Raw genomic sequence first — 17,922 nt, forward strand, 5'->3', positions numbered from 1 at the left:
CCCCATGATGATCCTGGAAAACATCCGTATCGCCATCCAGAGCCTGGCGAAAAACCCGCTTCGATCGATGCTGACCCTGATCGGAATCGCCGTGGGGATCGCCGCCGTACTCTACGTTGTCACTCTGGGAGAGGTAACCCAGCGGCGGATCCAGGCACAGCTGGAATCGCTGGGATCCAACGTACTTGTTATCCGGCCCGATTTCGGATCTTCCCGGGGCGTTCGAACGGGAAGCAGTGTCGTGAGCCTGACCTGGGACGATGCGAAGGAGATCGATAAGGTATCCCGGGTGATCGAGGAAGTATCCCCGGTCAAATCCGAGTCCGGAATTGCGGTCTACCGGGATCAGAACTGGACGACACGGATCACCGGAGTCACGCCATCCTATTTCGAGATCAACAATGAACAGCTGACCGGGGGTCGGTTCATCGAGGAAGAGGACGACGCCCGGCGTATGAGAGTGTGCGTCCTGGGAGCCACCGTCCGGGGCAACCTGTTCGGCGACGCCTCTCCCGTGGGGGAGGATATACTGCTCCGGTCCAAAAGATTCAAGGTTATCGGGGTCCTCAAAGCCAAGGGGGAGAGCTGGTCCAGCCCCGACGACCAGGTCTTCATTCCCATCACAACGGCCCAGGAACGTATCTTCGGCACAACCTACCTCTCCTCCATCCTGGCCCGCCTCCGCGCACCCTCGGATATCGATGAAGCCTATTTCGACATTGAGACCACCCTGCGGAGCCGCCACCGGATCTATCCGAGCCAACCTAACGACTTCCGGGTCATGCGGCAGGACTTCTTTCTCACCACGATCCAGGACACCAACCGGGAACTTGCGCGGTTTATCATCCTGATCGCCCTCGTCTCTCTGGTCGTGGGAGGGATCGGAATTGCCAACGTCATGCTCGTGAGCGTGACGGAGCGGACCCGGGAAATCGGTCTCCGCCGCGCCATCGGGGCCCGCCGGCGCCATATCATCTTTCAGTTCCTGTCCGAGGCCGTGGTCCTCTGTCTCCTGGGAGGCATGGCCGGGCTGATCCTGGGGACCCTCTTCAACCGGTTCCAGATCGGAGCGGGGTGGATCATTATATGGAACTGGGTCTTTTACAGCGTGGCCATCTGCGGGGCCGTCGGCGTGGCGGCAGGACTCTATCCCGCTCTCCATGCGGCTCATCAGGACATCATCGAATCCCTCCGTTACGAGTGACGTTCAGGCCAGGAAGCCGTGAAGGGCCGCGCAGGATACAGCGGAACCGACTTCCTTCATCCAGCCAACGTGGTATTCCTTTACGGTAATCCGTTCGAACCCGATTCGGGAGAGCAGGTAGAGGACGCCGGCGCCGCAGATGCGGTGCTTTTCTCCCTTTTCGGACAGGAACGAAACCATCTCCAGCCGGTTCCCCTCGCAGCAGGCACGGAGAAAGTCCCGGTCTCCCCGCTCGATTTCGGCCATGAAGGAATCCGATACCGGTTCGGGATCCCCGTACCGTGGCCCGACGTGGGAGAGGTCGATCCCCGCGACAAATCGGACCGTGGTCTCTTCACGCAGCTGCAGGAAAAAATCTTTGATCATCTCGAAGTAGGCATCATCGGGCAGGTCACCCGAGGGGTCCAGGCTAACGAGAAAGGGGAGGATCCGGAAGCTGTCAGCACCGAAGAGCTTCTGCAGGAAGAGAAGCTGAAACTCGATCGAGTGCTCCGCGGTGTGGGCCAGGAGGTCCATGTCCTCTCCGTGGCCGGTTTTTTCGATCCACAGCTTCGCGGCCTCTTCGTTGAGAGGAGTCCTTCCGAGCGGAGTCTCGAAGGGCAGGGGGCAGAGGGCTAGAGGTTGAGAGAGGCCCTGGTGGGCCACGCCGAGGAGAACCACGGTGAGATCTTCCACGGAGGGAAGGCCGTCGTAGGCGGCTGAATAGGCCGGAACGGCCAGAGAGAGGTCCAGATGGGGCGCCACGATGAGATCGGGAAAATCAGGGAGAAATCTACCTCCAGGCAGGAACGGTTCCAGGAACGATTCCAGGGCCTCTTTTGAATCCGGATAGGCATTGCCCGCATGGGCCGCCGATCGGACGCCGGTTTTAAGAATGGCGGACACCTTCTCTCCCGCAAGGATGTCGAAGGTTTGTCCGAAAAGCAGTCCCTTGGACTCCAGGTCGGCCACGAGCTGGTCGAGCTCTCCCATGCCGGGAAGGACGCCGAAGGCCCGGAAGAACCCCATTCGCAGGTCCTCGATCGTTCTGCTCCCATCCATGAGGGCGACCAGGTGGGCGGTCTGGGGGTTCAGCAGGAGGGTCTCCCGGAAAATCCCGAGGGGATCCCGAAAGATCACGACGGGCTGGCCGCCCTGGGCGACTGCGGGAAAGGCTTCAAGGGGACGGATATGGGGGCGGTTTTCTCCAATCATCATCTTGACTCCTGAAAACGGGCACGTTTTGTACGGATCCTGCCTACGATACCGCATCTTTCCTCCAATCACAAACAGGCTCTGCGATTGCAAAGACCAGGCCTTTTTGTTACCATCCCAACGTGAAGAATCTCGTGGTGCTTGGCATGCAATGGGGAGATGAGGGCAAAGGCAAGATCGTCGACCTTCTGATCCCCGATTACGACATCAACGTACGTTTCCAGGGCGGAAACAATGCCGGACACACGGTGAAATTCGGCACCCAGCACTTTGCCCTCCATCTTATCCCCTCCGGAATCCTCCATGAAGGCAAGATCTGTGTTCTGGGCAACGGCATGGTTATCGATCCCGAGGCGCTGACCTCTGAAATGGAACACCTCCGGTCCCGGGGAATCAGGATGGACGGCAACCTCTTCATCTCCGACCGGGCCCAGCTGATCCTTCCCCACCATAAACTGCTGGATAAAGCCCGTGAGGACAGCCTCAAGGAGCGAAGCATCGGCACCACGGGACGGGGAATCGGACCTTCCTACGAATCGAAAATTTTCCGGTACGGACTTCGTACGGGAGATCTCCAGGACCGGGACGTAATGAAGATGAAGCTGGACAAGCTGATTCCCGCACTGAGCGGACTGCTGGAGAAGGTCTACGGCGTCACCTCCCCCGGCGTGGAAGAAACGATCCAGTTTCTTGACACCTATATGGAATCGATCCTGCCCCACCTGGCCGATACGGCGGTTTTGATTAATTCAATGGGCCAGATCGGCCGTTCGATCCTCTTTGAGGGTGCTCAGGGGACGATGCTGGATGTCGATCATGGCACCTACCCCTTCGTCACCTCCTCCAACTGTACGGTCGGGGGCGTTCTCACCGGGTCCGGCGCTTCACCCCACCTTCTCGGGTCGATCATGGGAGTCCTCAAGGCGTACACCACCCGCGTGGGTGGAGGTCCTTTCCCGACGGAGCTGAAGGATAAGTTCGGAGACAAACTGAGAAGCCGTGGGAACGAGTTCGGAACGACCACCGGCAGGCCCCGGCGGACAGGGTGGCTTGACCTGGTGGCGGCGCGGTACGCCGTTATGCTGAACGGCATCAACCAGATCGCCCTTACCAAGCTGGATGTCCTGGACGACTTCGAGGAAATCCCCATCTGCACGAAGTACCGGCTCAAGGGTACCGTCGTGGAATCCCCGCCGGCGGCGGACAAGGCCATGGCGAAGGTTTCCCCCGATTTTGATCACCTCCCCGGATGGGCCGAGCAGACGACCAGTGTGACCCGTTATGAAGACCTGCCCGCCAATGCCCGCCACTACGTGGAATATATCGAGGACTTCCTCAAGGTGAAAGCCACCATCATCTCCACCGGCCCCAGGCGGGAAGAGACGATCGTTCGAAACTGACAGTAGTCCGTAGACCATACCCTTCAAATCTTTGATCTTACGGGCATCCATTCGGCTTGCCAGGTTACTTTGTAGACATCTTGGATCTCATGGATAGCCAGTAAACAGTAGGATCTCCACCCCCAATTAATAAACTCCGGGAATTCCTGATATGGAGAGCACTCGGTCAAGGAATTAAATGAAATGGAATGATTTTGGAGTAAGGGACTTTTGATTTTGGGCATCTTCGTGCAAAGGGTCTGAGGTTTCATCCCACCTTAATCAATAAATCCATAAAACTCATCCACCCATAAAACCTAAAACTATTCTTACTTCACCTTCTGGAACTTCTCGATGTCCTGGGAGGCGCCGAGGACGATCAGGATATCGCTTTCCTTGAGGATAAAGTCGGCGGTAGGGGCCAGGATGAAGCGGTAGGGGACGAGCTCCTCGATCGCGATGACGTTGATGTTGTACCGAGCCCTGAGATCGAGGTCCTTCAGGCTCTTTCCCTGGAAGGAAGCCGGTGCGGCGAACTGGATGAGGTTATGGTTGTCGTCTAAGGGGACGTAATCCAGGATATTCCCGGAAATGAGGCTCTTGGCGAGCCGGAAAGCCATGTCCCGCTCGGGCTGGATGACCTCGTTGACCCCCAGCTTCTCCAGGATCTGGCTATGGTCCTCGTCCAGGGCTTTGGCGATGATGTGCTTCACCCCCATCTCCTTGAGGTAGAAGGCGATCAGGACGCTGGCGCTCAGGTTGGTGCCGGTAGAGATGATCACGGAATCCATGGACTCAAGGCCCAGGGAACGGAGCTGTTCCTTGTCCGTGGCATTGAGGATCACGGCCTGGGTGGCGGAAGAGCTGATCGATTGAATCCGCTGGCGGTCCTGGTCGATGGCGATGACTTCGTGGCCCGCGTCAAAGAGGGACTTGGTGAGGTAGTACCCGAAGGTGGAAAGTCCGATCACGGCAAATCGTTTCACGTTGGTCCTCCTATCCGATCATCATGTCTTCTTCGGCGTATTCGATGTCCACGGTCCTTCCCGTGGGCGTCAGCATGTACGCGAAGGAGAGCACTCCGACCCTCCCGATGAACATGAGAATCGAAATGAGTATCTTTCCAAAGGATGTCAGCTTGTTCGAGGCGCCCATGGAGAGTCCCACGGTGCCAAAGGCCGATACGGTTTCAAAGAGGTAGGACAGAAAGGGATCGCGTCCCTCGGGCGATACCCTCTCGAAGTGGCTTTCGAACTGGAGAAGGAAGACGGATGCCATGACGACGGCCAGGGCCAGGAGAGCCAGGGCCTGGCCCCGAATGACCGTCGCGGAGGGGAGGCTCCTTCGAAAGAGCGCGGCCCGGCTTCGTCCGCGGAACTTACTCCAGGCCGTGGCCAGGAGAAGGGCCAGCGTGGTGGTCTTGATCCCGCCGCCGCAGGATCCCGGAGAGGCCCCGATAAACATGAGAAAGAGCATGAAGGTCAGCGTTGCCTCATGGAGCTTTGTCGTGTCAATGGAGTTGAATCCGGCGGTCCGACAGGTCACCGACTGAAAGACGGAGATCAGGACCTTCTCTTCCAGGGGTTTGCCTTTCAGGGCCCCGAACTGTTCGGAGGTGAAGAAGACCAGGGTCCCGAGCAGGATCAGGATCACGGTCGTGATCAGAACGGTACGGCTGTGAACGCTCAGACGCTGCTTCCGGATTTTCTTTGACACAAGCCTCTGCTGAAGCTCGTAAATGACGGGAAAGCCCAGGCCGCCCAGGATGATCAGCGTGAGAATGACGCCATTGAGATAGGCATTGGATGCGTAGGTGATCATACTGGTGGAAAAGAGGGAGAACCCGGCATTGCAGAACGCGGACACCGAGTGGAAGACCGCCAGGACGAGCGCATGGGGCCAGGGGAACTCTCCGACCCAGAATCCGAAGAGCAGGATAGCTCCCAGGCCTTCGGTGATGAGTGTGAAAACAGCGATGGAACGGACGAGCCGGAAGATGTCCGCGCGGGGGGCCTGGGTAAAGACGTCCTGCATGATCAGCCTCTGGCGGTAAGAAATACGTTTTCCGATCACTCGGAAGATCAGGACGGAAAGCGTCATGACCCCGATCCCGCCGATCTGAATGAGAATCAGCAGAACGATCTGTCCGAAGAGGGAAAAGAAGGAGCCTGTATCCACGACAATCAGGCCCGTGACACAGACGGCGGATGTGGACGTAAAGAGGGCGTCGATCGTGGGTAAGGGATCGGTTCCCGCCCTTGAGACCGGGAGAGAAAGGAAAACCATGCCGATCAGAATCAGAGCGGCAAATCCCAGGGCCAAAAGGGCGACCGGGTGAAGACGGGCTGCAAAGCGCTGCAGCGTATGCAGGGGCTTCATGGATCGTTAAACTCTTATTGTACACCCGATGGATGGGATCAGATTTGATTCTCCGGGGACGATGTCAGGTGTGCCGGGGTCGGCGCAGGTAGAGGGACCGGGCAAATCCGCCCAGGCTGATGAGGAACCAGGCGGCTTCGATCATAAAAGCCGGGAGGTTGAAGTCTTTCGTCAGGGAAACCATGATCATGGCCGCTCCGAGGGCATTGAGCAGGGAGTATGCCGGGTGATCCTGCCGTATTTTTCCGATCTGAAGGAGGAGATAGATTCCGAGAATGACAATGACGCCGAGAATCCCCGTCAGGGTAAGCAGGTTGGGCATAGGCACCTCTCAGGCCCGGAAAATCCGGTGAAATTCTATCGATTCGGCAGCCATGACCAGGGCCAGGGGAGGGAAATCCTCTGTCCGTTCGATCAGGCTCTGGTAGTAGGCTGCGTAGGCTTCCGTCGTCTCATCACGATCGGGTGGCCGAATCCCGAGAAAGACGAGATTGGATCCACGGGATGCCTCCCGGATCACGTTAAAAACCTCATCCTGCCTGCTCACGTGGACCACCGGTTCCGCTTCAATTCGTCCCGCCTCAATCAGCTTGGACAGGGTCCGTTCGGCTTCTTCCTTCTGATCCGGGGAGGTGACGATGGTGTTGAGGACCAGGTGGGCATGGCGCCACGCGCGGCTGGTCTCCAGGAGGTACGCCAGCGCAAGCATGAAGTTGGCATTTTTTCTCTCCCGCCCCCACCAGACGTCGATCCTGAGATCCTGATGCCACGTGGGAGGAATCCTTCCCTCACGTACGATGATGACGTTTTTGTGGTTCCGGTGTATGGCATTGAGAAGGATGGCGTACTCTTCCATGTTCTCCGTCCGCTCGGTTTCGCCGATCAAAATCGTGTTGGGGAAGATCGGGCCGAACCCGTAGGTCTGAACCAGCTGATAGGCTCCCTGCAAAGGAGTGGGAGCCCGGACTATTTTTACAAGTGCCGTAACCCGCTGTTTGTCCAGGTAGTTCTGGATCGTCTCTGTGACCTGGCGGACGCGCTGACCTTCGGGGGGAAGAACGGTTGCAACGGTGAGAAGGGAGTTCCCGTGGGCGATGGCGTCCGCCAGTTCGATCAGGTACCAGCGGGTGGTGGGAACCCCCGAGAGAACGAGGATATTGGGCCGCCACGTCCGTTCATCGGGGACCTTGCCCGACAGGCGATAGACGATGTTCTGAATGATGAGCATCAGAATGCCGTACCGGATATCACCCCAGTTTGCGCTCAGGCGTCTGCGCTGCATGACGGTGTAGATGAGAGAGGTAATAATAACGGCGATGATCGTGGCCCCCGCGTTGATCATCAGCATGACGGCCAGGCATCCGATAGCTCCCGCTGCGGATATGAACCAGGGAATCCGGAAGGTGGGCCGCCAGGAAGGACTGCCGATGAGCTGCTCCAGAGCCGATGCCGTGTTCAGCAGGCCGTAGGATGTGAGGAAGAACATGGACAGAACCGGGGCGATCATGTTGAGATCTCCCGCCAGGATGGTTGCGGTTGCCAGGCCGAAGGCGACGGCGGTTGCAACCCTGGGATCGTCTCCCTTGCCATATCCTTTCCCCAGGAATCGGGGGAGTATTCCGTCCCGGGCCAGGGCCTGCAGGGTCCGCGGGGCGCCGAGGAGGGATCCCATGGCGCTGGAAAGAGAGGCACCCCAGAGACCCAGGATGACCAGATGGCCAAAACGGGCGACCTGCCGCATGATGAGCGTATCGGTGAGAAGGAGGTTGCGGTCGTGAACGACGGAATTCAAAAAGATGGGAATGGCAAGGTAAACTGCGTACCCGGTGATGACCGCCCCGATCGTACCCACAGGCAGGGACCGGGCGGGATTTTTCAGGTCTCCTGACATGGCGATTCCGGCTTCGATTCCCGTTACAGCGGGAAAGAAGACGGCAAAGACCACCCAGAACGAACTTGTAATCGGGGGTGTCACCACTTCAGCCTGGATTCCGGAGGGTGTGCCGCCCATGAAGAACGAAATGAGAGATAGAGCGATGAAAGCAAGAATGACGAACTGGGACTTCAGGGCGAGGTCGGCCGATTTATAGGCCAGGGCGGTGAGGGCCAGAAGGGTGACCACCCCCACCATCTTCGGGTCAAGCATGGGGAAAAGATCGACGACCGATTCGGAAAACCCCGTAACGTAAAACGCGATGCCGAGGGCCTGGGCAAAGAAGAGGGGAATTCCGATCGCGGCTCCGGCTTCCAGGCCGAAGGATCGGGAGAGCATGAAATATGCGCCCCCCGCCCCGATCTTCATGTTCGTGGCCATGGCGGCGATGGAGAGGCCGGTCAGGAAGGTGATGGAGCAGGCCATCGTCACGATGAGAAGGGTGAGGGGGAGCCCCACGTTTCCCAGGACCCAGCCAAACCGAAGGTACATGATGACACCCAGAATCGTGAGAATCGAAGGGGTAAAGACTCCCTTGAAGGTGCCGAACTGGTATCCGCGGGTTTCGGGAGACGGGGTGATGGATGGCTGGGGTTCAGGGTCTGAAGGATTCGTCACAGGCTCAACTATACCCGTAATTTTCCCGCAGTCAAGAAAGAAGAACCCCGTTTTCCCGGGCAGGGAAAACGGGGAGATACTTCAGGCAGGAATGAGATCTAGAATCGGAAACGGTATCCGAGGAGTGCCGTGACCCCGTCCAGTTCCACATCCTGACGCCACAGTCTGGCTTCCGCCGTGCTCCATCGCGCTTCAACGCTCAGGGCTCCTCCGGAACGCTGGCGGATCTCGAATCCCACGACGGCATGGAATCCAAAGACATCGTCCTGGTCGGAATCGATGACCCGGTAGTAGTCGTCGTACACGTAATCGTAGACGTCATAGTCGAGGGTCTCTTCGACAAGATAGTACCCGACACCGGCGCCAAAGAAGGGGCAGAACCCGGTTCGATTGCAGGGCGAATAGCGAACCGTCAGCAGGAGAGGTACGATCTCGAGTTCGGAGTCGCCATAAATATCCGCGTCAAAGTCGGGATCGTAGTAGGAGTAGGTATCCCCGGATTTCTTTGTATAGTCGACGCCATACTCCAGTGTCGTATTGCGGGCGACCGGATGAACGTAGACGATGCTGAGGGTGGTCATGTTTCCATACCACGTGTCCAGGTAGTCCCCGTTCGGGCTGAAGGAACCGATCTTGATCCCGAATCCGCCATCTCCCTGAGCCAGAGCGGCCAGAGGGAGAACGAGAATCAGGCATACTGCAAACATTCGAGTTTTCATAGCGACCTCCTCATGGGTATTGTACTTCACCTTCGCTTTCAATGGATGAGGATCCGGACATATCCTGCCCGGTCTGAATGGAGTTGAGTCTGCGGTGCGGGGGCTGTAGAATGTCATCGTGTCCTCACGTTGCTTGATAGCAATCCTCGTGCCAGCTTTTTGGGCATTCCGGAAGAAAAGTTTGTCCGGTCCGGGGCACAGGATCCCGAAGGGATGTCATCCTCATGGGACAGAGAACATGGGCTGGGGTCATCTTCGATGGCCCCCTTTTCTCCAGGCGGGCCTGATCTTGTTCGTTCTATTGTCTCCAGGAAGCCCGCTCCGTGCGCAGGACCCGCTGCCGCTGACCGTCCCGCGCATCACCTTTCCGATACAGATCGACGGAAAGATCGAAGAGAGGGCCTGGCAGGAAGCCCTTACCTTCGATCTCAACTACGAGATATCCCCTGGAGACAATACCGCTCCACCCGTGAAGACGACGGTGCGATTCGCCTTTGACGGCGAAAACTTTCTTGTGGCCCTTTCCTGCTTTGACCCGGACCCGGACAGGATTCGGGCCCGCTATGCCGACCGGGACAGTGCCTGGGCCGATGATTTTGCCGGCATCATCCTTGACACCTTCAACGACCAGCGTCAGGCCTACGAGTTTTTCGTCAATCCCTTCGGCGCACAGATGGATCTGACACTGACGGAGCCGGAACAGGAGGACCGGTCATGGGACGGTATCTGGTCATCCGCAGGACGAATCACAGATGAAGGCTACGAAATCGAAATAGCAATTCCATTCAGGACTCTACGTTTCCCGAACCTGGACACCCAGGTGTGGCGGTTTCTCGTTATTCGGATCTATCCCCGGGAATTCCGACATGAAATCTCTTCTCAGCCCCTGGATAGAAATAAAAATTGCCTCCTCTGTCAGGCGGGTCTGATATCCGGAATGGAAGGGGCCCGCTCCGGACGCCAGCTGGAAGTGGTTCCCACGCTGACGGCTATCTCCACACAGGATCGGCCGGCTCCGGAAGAACCCTTTTCGGATCGGGAAAGCACCACGGAGATCGGTGTGAGCGGTACCTGGGGGCTAACCCCAAACCTGGCCCTTTCCGGCATGGTGAATCCCGATTTCTCGCAGGTAGAAACCGATTCCGAGGAGATCGATGTCAACCGTAGGTTCGCCCTCTATTACAGCGAAAAGCGGCCCTTCTTTCTGGAAGGATCCCGGTATTTCTCCACCTTTATGGATGTTTTTTATTCGAGAACCGTTGCCGATCCATCCTGGGGAGTCAAGGTGGCCGGCAAGGACGGACGGAATGGGTGGGGCGCCTTTATCGCCAGGGATACGGTGACCAATATTCTGATTCCGGGGAACCAGGGTTCCGATCTTCTCTTTCTGGATCAGGAAGTCCTGGACGGATCATTTCGGTACCGCAGGGACCTGGGACGGGACAGCACCCTCGGCGCGATCTACACGGGACGGCATGGGGACGGGTACACCTTTGACCTCATGGGAGGGGATGGCCGGTTCCGTCTCGCGGAGCATGACTTCATCAATTTCCTGGCCCTGTTCAGCCAGACACGAATGCCTGACCTGCCCGATGAGTCTGCCCATTTTGATGGAAGGGAGAGGGAAGGCGGTGCGACCTATCTGGCCTATGAGCATAACTCCCGGCACTGGACCTGGAATGCCGCCTTCCGCGATCTCGATCCCGATTTTCGGGCCGATCTGGGTTTTATCCCCAGGGTCGATTACCGATCCCTCTCTTCAGCCCTTGCCTACACCCATTACGGGGACGGGAGTGGGTTCCACCAGACGTTGTCTCCCGGCATCTACACGAGCTATACCGAAGACCATAGCGGGGAACTTTCCGACCGACTCCTGGGCGCGGAACTCTCATTCAGTCTGGCACGGCAGATCCACGGAGAATTCAACCTGGAGAGATCCCTGGAGCGGTACAATGGAGCCGACTATACGACGAACCAGGCCCATCTCTGGTTCAACAGCCGGTTTTCCAAGGCGATGACGCTCTATCTCAGCGTCAGCGCGGGGGATGGAATTGACTACACCAATGAGCGGCTGGCCGATCTCTTCGATTCACATCTCCAATTCGATATCCGGTTCGGGCGGCGTATCTTCCTCGATTTCAACCTCCGCCATCAGAGCCTCTCCATCGCACAGGGACAGATCTACACGGCATCCATCTACTATCTGAAGCTTCTGTACCACTTCAATAACTCGATTTTTCTCCGGACCATCCTCCAGTATGGGGATGTTAGGAGAGACGGGGATCTCTACGTGGATGACGTAAAGGAAAAAGAACGGTTTCTTGCGTCCCAGATTCTCTTTACCTATAAAATAAACCCCTTTACGCTGGCCTTTCTCGGCTATGCCGACCGGGGTATTGAGGAAAAAGATCTGGACCGCACCACGATGAACCGAACCCTCTTTCTGAAATTATCCTATGCCTTTCGTCCCTGAAACAACAGCGTATAATGGATTAGATTCATGCGGACTTTCTTTGTTTATCTTTGTCTGATTTTTCTGGGGGTCATCCTGATTTCTGCAGATTCTTTGCGGGCTGCGGATGGGAGAAGATCGATGGAAACGGACAATGGTCCCGGTTGTCCCGCACCGGCCGTCTCTCTCCGAAAAAAGGAAATCGACGTTCCCGAGCGAGGGTTCACGACGCTCACCCTGGATTGGAAAGAGGAGGAACCGCCATCTGGCGGAAACCTCTGTGACCATGAGACAGCCTGGGCCATCCTGGCTTCTTTCGGGCCGCCTTTTTTGCCGGCCAGCTCTTCACTGCTGGATTTCGGCCACTTTCTGAGCGATCGGGAGCCGGATGCTACACCGTTTCGAGAAGTTTTTCTGTCCATGGATCATTCCGCCCGGGTTGTCGTTCCCAACGGTCAAAGTGAGACGGTTCGAGTGGTTCTGGCCAGTGTGTCCTCTGATTCAGGCTCCCCGAGGATCCAGGCACCGGGACCGCTGAGTCCAGGATTTGGACTGCGGCAGAACCGGGTCTTCACGGCCGGGACACATGGAACCACTTGTGGTGATCTGCAGATCCATGTGCCCGTTTCGATCGATCTTGCCGATGATATTCTTTCGTTTCAATTGCGGATGTACTACCCCGCCGAGGCCCTGATCCTGACTTCGGTTCAAAAGGGAGCGGCCTTCAATTCCTTTTCTTTAAACTATCAGACCGGCTCCGGGGTTCTGGGTGACTTCGTGACGATCGCCGCAGCCGGCACGACAGCCATCGCTGTTGGAACCGGCACGGCGGTCATGGTGAACCTGGTCTTTGACGTGAATGTTGAAAATTGTGATGACGCCGTCCTGGACCTGGCCTTCCTCGAACCCTCGAAAAACGGGTATGCACTGGGAGATTACAGCGAATACACGGCCGTGACCCTCGATGGCTCCCTGACCGTCGACTGCCCGGCCAACCCCCCTCTGGGCAGTGTAACAAATTTTTCCCCTTCCAACGGAGCAACGGGCCTTCCCGTCGATCTTACCCTTGATTGGTCGGATGTTTCCAACGCAGACGCCTATACGTTCTACCTGGATCAGGTCAATCCACCGGTTCAGGTGGAGGGATCCGGCCTGGGAATAAGTGAAGCGGACCTGACAGATCTCCCCTGGGAAACAACGCTCTACTGGAAGGTTACGGCGTACAACGCCGGCAACCTCTGTTCTCCCGTTGAGGGACCGGTCTGGTCCTTTACGACGCAGTCTCAGCCCATCGGGCCCCGCCAGGTAGCAGACGGATCGGTGAGATTGGGTAAGGAAGGAGGCAATATTCTCCTGTTCTGGGGGCCGTCATGCGGGATCGCTTCGGATTACACCATCTACGAAGGTGACATCTCGGCAGGCCTGAGGCTGGGGACCTATACCCATAGGTCCCGGATCTGTTTTGACTCCAATTCCGATCTCCGGGAAGAGATCGATCCGAGATTCGACGCAGCGTACTACCTTGTCGTACCGCGCACCTCAACCGGAATTGAAGGCGGGTACGGTTTCGGGCGTCCTGCCGGGGACAACGATGCCGGTTGCCCCATTACGGGCCACCAGCCGGAAGAGTGTCCCTGAGGAAATGTATCTTTTAAAAGGCATGCATGTCCAGGAGGTCTTTCATGGCTGAAGCGCTCTACCTCGACTACAACGCGACAACTCCGGTCGATCCGGAAGTCCTGGATGCCATGGGACCCTACCTGCGCCACCACTTCGGGAATCCGTCTTCCTCTCATCCCTATGGTCAGCTGGCCCGGAAGGGCCTGGAGAAGGCGCGAGAAGAGGTGGCAGATCTTCTGGGATCGTATCCGGATGAGATAGTCTTCAACTCGGGGGGGAGCGAATCGAACAACCATGCGATCAAAGGAGTGGCCTTCGCTTTGCGGGAACGGGGTACTCACATTGTGACCTCCCTGATTGAACATCCGGCAGTCCTGGAGGTGTGCCGGTATCTGGAGGGAACAGGGTTCAGGATCACCCGGGTACCCGTCGATTCGCACGGTACCGTGGATCGGGAAGCTCTGCGGAAAGCCTTAACACGGGACACAATCCTTGTCTCGATCATGCATGCAAACAATGAGGTGGGTACGATTCAGCCCGTCAAAGAAATCTCTGACCTGGCTCATGAAGTGGGGATACTCGTCCATACAGATGCCGCCCAGTCAGTCGGGAAGATCGATGTGAGCGTCGAGGATCTGGGAGTGGACCTTCTCTCTCTGGCCGGGCACAAGCTCTATGCCCCCAAGGGAATCGGGGTTCTCTTTGTCCGCCGCGGCACTCCGCTTCATTCCCTGATTCATGGTGCCGGCCATGAACGCGGGAGAAGGGCCGGAACCGAGAATGTTGCTTACATTGTGGGTCTCGGGAAGGCCTGCGCCCTGGCGAAACGGGGTCTGGAAGAGCACGGCAGGTACATGAAAGAGATGAGAGATCTGCTTCATCGGGAGATAAAGATGGCTTTTCCGGATGTTGTGCTCAATGGCCATCCGGATTATCGTCTCCCCAATACCCTGAGCCTTGGATTTCCGGGCAGGATCGCCTCGGATATTCTGAACCGGCTCGAAACGGAACTGGCCGTATCTGCAGGTGCCGCGTGCCATGGCGAAGGCGTAACGGTCTCCCATGTCCTTGAGGCCATGGGTGTTCCCGCAAGGATCGCTATGGGAACGCTTCGCTTCTCCACGGGACGAATGACCTGTGAAGGAGAGATCACCCGGGCCGTGTCGATTGTAAGGCGGGCTCTTCAATAATTGTCTGCACATAGTCATGGGAATATGATCTATTTTAGTGTGAACGCATAAGATGAATATATCATAATATAATAAAATACATATCGTATATATGCTCAATTTATATTCGTAAACATTTGGACCGTTACCGGGATCGGCCTGCGGTACATATATAGAAAAAAACTAATTTCTATAGCAAGTAATATTCTCTGGATTTATTGACACAACTTAACGAATTTCGTACAATATGAAGAGCGTGATGGGATGGAGTTGCTGATGGGAATCCATCCTCAGGAGGTGAAGTCATTCTGAATGCAGATCGTTTCACCGCGGAAAGATTAAAATCCGAGGTGCCGGATATCCTTTATTTTGCCCGCAGGACGAAATCCCTGGAAGGATTTCGAAGGCGAATGATGGAACATATCCATGCGGTTGAGTACGAAACCTTTCACGACGGGAATGACCTTACGGATAAATCGATTATTCGCGTTCGTGATTGTGCGCGGACGATCCAGAGGATTTTTTCGTTGCGATCGGAAAACCGTTCCAAATTCTCAGTCCTGCAGGCTCTGAAAGATATTGCGTTGAACGTCGAACGTTCGGATCTCTCCCCGGCTTTTTATGCGGAACTTCTTCATCTCATGCTGGGACTGGAGGGAAGGGGAATCGAGAAGGATCTTGAAGCCCGTTATCTTACCCGGGTAAGCCTGCACGGCAGAGAGGCGGCACTCCACCGAAGCCGCCAGCTCGACATGCTGTCTGATGCCGTGGATGAGCGGATTGCGCGCTTTGTCACGGGTCTGGATGAAGATGCAGTTCATCGTCGAGGGAAGCGCGTCGAGAATCTCATGCATCAGCTTGGTGTGTCCTCTCAGCAGTGGAATGACTGGCGATGGCAGATGCGGAACGTTGTCCGGGATCCGAATCTCCTGGATCATCTGGTGACACTGCGCCCCGATGAGAAGAAGGCTGTCACACAGGCGAGGAAGGAAGGGATTCCCTTTGGAATCACGCCATACTATCTTTCCCTCATGGATGATGACCCCGGCCTGGGCCATGATATCGGATTGCGAGCGCAGGTTATTCCTTCGACCAAATATGTAAAGGGGTATCTCAGGGAGGAGCGTTCCTGTCTCGACTTCATGAAGGAAAATGACACATCTCCGGTTGAGCTGATCACGCGGCGCTATCCGGGCATCTGCATTTACAAACCCTTCAACACCTGCCCTCAGATCTGTGTCTATTGTCAGAGAAACTGGGAAATCGACGATGCCATGGCACCCGGAGCTCTGGCTCCGGGGAAACGGAGGATCGCTGCCGTTGAGTGGATACGCTCCCATCCTGCCATCCATGAGGTCCTTCTGACCGGGGGAGATCCCCTGGCCATGTCTGACGGACGTCTGGAGGAGATCCTGAATGATCTGGCAGCCATTCCATCCATCGAGCGCATCCGGATCGGGACCCGGACACTGGTCACGGTCCCCATGAGAATCACGGAGGAACTGGCAGATCTTCTTGCGCGGTATCGTATTCCGGGCCGCCGTCAGGTTTCCGTGGTCACCCATATTCAGTATCCCTATGAAATTACCCCGGATACGGTGACCGTCGTGGAACGGTTACGAAGCCGCGGTATCTCCGTCTTTAATCAACTTGTGTACACCTTTCACATTTCAAGAAGGTTCGAAGCCTATCTGCTTCGGCGAATTCTTGTTCGGGCGGGCGTGGAGCCCTATTACACCTTTAACACAAAGGGAAAGGAGGAGACAAAGGATTACAGGGTCCCGCTGGCGAGACTCCTCCAGGAACAGAAGGAAGAAGCTCGCCTTCTTCCCGGACTGGCACGCACCGATGAGGCCGTCTACAATGTCCCGGGTATGGGGAAAAACTATCTTCGCGCACGTCAGCATCGCGATCTGATCTCTATTCTTCCCGACGGGAGCCGTCTCTATGAATTTCATCCGTGGGAAAAAAATATTACGGACGACATATCCACGGTTCTTCACCAGGATGTGCCGATCCTTGACTACCTGAAACGGCTGGAATCCCTGGGAGAAGATACCTCTGAATATGAAACGATCTGGTATTACTTTTAGAGGCAGGAGTCGGCCGACAGGGAGTAGATGACAGAAAGGATTTATGTTACATTCAGGATCAGAGCCCCGGACTGATCCGGGGTATTCCACACAGGCATGAAGGAGGACATATGATCGATCGCATTCAACAACTTCTGGGTGAGGACGCAGAGAACCTTTTGAAACACGAATGCCGTACCGTACCCAAAGATCAGCTCCATCTTCCCGGAGAGACCTACGTGGACCGGGTTATGGTTCCATCAGATCGGTCTCCGGCCGTTCTTCGCAACATGCAGCATCTCTTCAATACCGGGCGACTTTCCGGGTCAGGATATGTCTCCATTCTTCCCGTCGATCAGGGGATTGAGCACTCAGCCGGAGCATCCTTCGCGCCCAATCCAATTTACTTTGATCCGGAAAACATTGTCAGGCTGGCCATCGAGGGCGGATGTAACGCCGTGGCTTCCACTCTCGGGGTGCTCGGATCCATCTGCCGCAAGTACGCTTATAAAATTCCCTTCATTCTCAAGATTAACCATAATGAGCTTCTTACCTACCCGAACAAGTTCGATCAGATTCTCTTTGCCGATGTGAAACAGGCCTTTGAGATGGGTGCGGTTGCCGTCGGGGCAACCATTTACTATGGTTCCGACGAGGCCACGCGTCAGATCCAGGAAGTCACCGAAGCCTTTCAGTATGCCCACGAGCTGGGAATGGTGACGATCCTCTGGGCCTATCTGAGAAATCCCGGATTCAAGTCCGATAAGGATTATCATGTGTCCGCAGATCTGACCGGTCAGGCCAACCATCTTGCCGCTACGATCGAAGCTGACATTGTCAAGCAGAAACAGCCTGAAAACAATGGTGGGTATAAGGCTTTGAAATTCGGAAAGACCTCGGAAAAGGTGTACACCGACCTCACGACGGATCATCCGATTGATCTGACCCGGTACCAGGTTGTCAATTGCTATATGGGCCGTGCCGGGTTGATCAACTCCGGCGGCGCGTCGGGACAGAACGACCTGGCTCAGGCCGTCCGTACCGCAATCATCAACAAGAGAGCCGGGGGCATGGGGCTTATTTCAGGACGAAAAGCATTCCAGAAGCCGATGAGCGATGGGGTGGAGCTGCTTAACGCTATACAGGATGTCTACCTTTGCAAGGAGGTTACCGTCGCGTGACG

At 56.3% G+C, this 17,922-nt stretch carries 13 protein-coding genes; 7 read left to right on the forward strand and 6 right to left on the reverse strand.

All coding sequences use genetic code 11. The annotated features are described in order from the left end of the window. Positions 1–4: 4 nt before the first annotated feature. Positions 5–1,204, forward strand: coding sequence for an ABC transporter permease (locus PLD04_08840; GenBank protein HXK68439.1), 1,200 nt, complete (start codon positions 5–7; stop codon positions 1,202–1,204). A 3-nt stretch (positions 1,205–1,207) separates the two neighbouring features. On the opposite strand, the gene amrB is transcribed toward PLD04_08840, so the two are convergent. Then, a complete protein-coding gene (gene amrB, locus PLD04_08845) occupies positions 1,208–2,401 on the reverse strand; it encodes an AmmeMemoRadiSam system protein B (protein HXK68440.1) in 1,194 nt (397 codons plus the stop codon). A gap of 119 nt (positions 2,402–2,520) precedes the next feature. Here amrB and PLD04_08850 point away from each other — a divergent pair, with 119 nt between their 5' ends. Beyond that, entirely contained in the window at positions 2,521–3,798 is a 1,278-nt protein-coding gene (locus PLD04_08850; protein ID HXK68441.1) for an adenylosuccinate synthase, read from the forward strand. Between the two features lie 308 nt (positions 3,799–4,106). Here the strand turns inward: PLD04_08850 and PLD04_08855 are convergent, their stop codons facing one another. The 5 genes from PLD04_08855 to PLD04_08875 form a co-directional block, all read right to left on the reverse strand. Continuing rightward, entirely contained in the window at positions 4,107–4,763 is a 657-nt protein-coding gene (locus tag PLD04_08855; protein HXK68442.1) for a TrkA family potassium uptake protein, read from the reverse strand. 10 nt (positions 4,764–4,773) lie between these two features. Next, on the reverse strand, positions 4,774–6,156 hold the full coding sequence (locus tag PLD04_08860) for a TrkH family potassium uptake protein (GenBank protein ID HXK68443.1): 1,383 nt from the start codon (positions 6,154–6,156) through the stop codon (positions 4,774–4,776). Positions 6,157–6,220: 64 nt separating this feature from the next. Then, the gene (locus PLD04_08865; GenBank protein ID HXK68444.1) at positions 6,221–6,478 is read right to left on the reverse strand and encodes a hypothetical protein; all 258 of its coding nucleotides are present in this window, start codon (positions 6,476–6,478) and stop codon (positions 6,221–6,223) included. Between the two features lie 9 nt (positions 6,479–6,487). Further along, entirely contained in the window at positions 6,488–8,707 is a 2,220-nt protein-coding gene (locus PLD04_08870) for an amino acid permease (GenBank protein HXK68445.1), read from the reverse strand. Between the two features lie 98 nt (positions 8,708–8,805). Continuing rightward, a complete protein-coding gene (locus PLD04_08875; protein ID HXK68446.1) occupies positions 8,806–9,426 on the reverse strand; it encodes a hypothetical protein in 621 nt (206 codons plus the stop codon). Between the two features lie 238 nt (positions 9,427–9,664). Between PLD04_08875 and PLD04_08880 the strand changes: the two genes are divergently transcribed. The 5 genes from PLD04_08880 to PLD04_08900 all read left to right on the forward strand — a co-directional run bounded on the left by PLD04_08880 (position 9,665) and on the right by PLD04_08900 (position 17,920). Continuing rightward, positions 9,665–11,899, forward strand: coding sequence for a DUF5916 domain-containing protein (locus PLD04_08880; protein ID HXK68447.1), 2,235 nt, complete (start codon positions 9,665–9,667; stop codon positions 11,897–11,899). A 27-nt stretch (positions 11,900–11,926) separates the two neighbouring features. Next, positions 11,927–13,516, forward strand: a complete 1,590-nt coding sequence (locus PLD04_08885) for a hypothetical protein (GenBank protein ID HXK68448.1) — start codon at positions 11,927–11,929, stop codon at positions 13,514–13,516. 44 nt (positions 13,517–13,560) lie between these two features. Next, entirely contained in the window at positions 13,561–14,688 is a 1,128-nt protein-coding gene (locus tag PLD04_08890) for a cysteine desulfurase family protein (protein ID HXK68449.1), read from the forward strand. A 329-nt stretch (positions 14,689–15,017) separates the two neighbouring features. Continuing rightward, positions 15,018–16,760 carry a KamA family radical SAM protein gene (locus tag PLD04_08895; protein HXK68450.1) on the forward strand — a complete coding sequence of 581 codons (1,743 nt, stop codon included), beginning with the start codon at positions 15,018–15,020 and terminating at the stop codon, positions 16,758–16,760. A gap of 110 nt (positions 16,761–16,870) precedes the next feature. Further along, positions 16,871–17,920: a class I fructose-bisphosphate aldolase gene (locus PLD04_08900; GenBank protein HXK68451.1), complete on the forward strand. Its 1,050-nt coding sequence runs from the start codon at positions 16,871–16,873 to the stop codon at positions 17,918–17,920. The last annotated feature ends 2 nt before the right edge of the window (positions 17,921–17,922 follow it).

The organism is Thermoanaerobaculia bacterium (assembly GCA_035593605.1).
GTDB lineage: Bacteria > Acidobacteriota > Thermoanaerobaculia > UBA2201 > DAOSWS01 > DAOSWS01.

Coding starts and splice junctions, on each gene's coding strand:
- PLD04_08840 (HXK68439.1), top strand. CDS start 5: ATGATGATCCTGGAAAACATCCGTATCGCCATCCAGAGCCTGGCGAAA.
- amrB (HXK68440.1), bottom strand. CDS start 2,401: ATGATGATTGGAGAAAACCGCCCCCATATCCGTCCCCTTGAAGCCTTT.
- PLD04_08860 (HXK68443.1), bottom strand. CDS start 6,156: ATGAAGCCCCTGCATACGCTGCAGCGCTTTGCAGCCCGTCTTCACCCG.
- PLD04_08865 (HXK68444.1), bottom strand. CDS start 6,478: ATGCCCAACCTGCTTACCCTGACGGGGATTCTCGGCGTCATTGTCATT.
- PLD04_08875 (HXK68446.1), bottom strand. CDS start 9,426: ATGAAAACTCGAATGTTTGCAGTATGCCTGATTCTCGTTCTCCCTCTG.
- PLD04_08880 (HXK68447.1), top strand. CDS start 9,665: ATGGGCTGGGGTCATCTTCGATGGCCCCCTTTTCTCCAGGCGGGCCTG.
- PLD04_08885 (HXK68448.1), top strand. CDS start 11,927: ATGCGGACTTTCTTTGTTTATCTTTGTCTGATTTTTCTGGGGGTCATC.
- PLD04_08890 (HXK68449.1), top strand. CDS start 13,561: ATGGCTGAAGCGCTCTACCTCGACTACAACGCGACAACTCCGGTCGAT.
- PLD04_08900 (HXK68451.1), top strand. CDS start 16,871: ATGATCGATCGCATTCAACAACTTCTGGGTGAGGACGCAGAGAACCTT.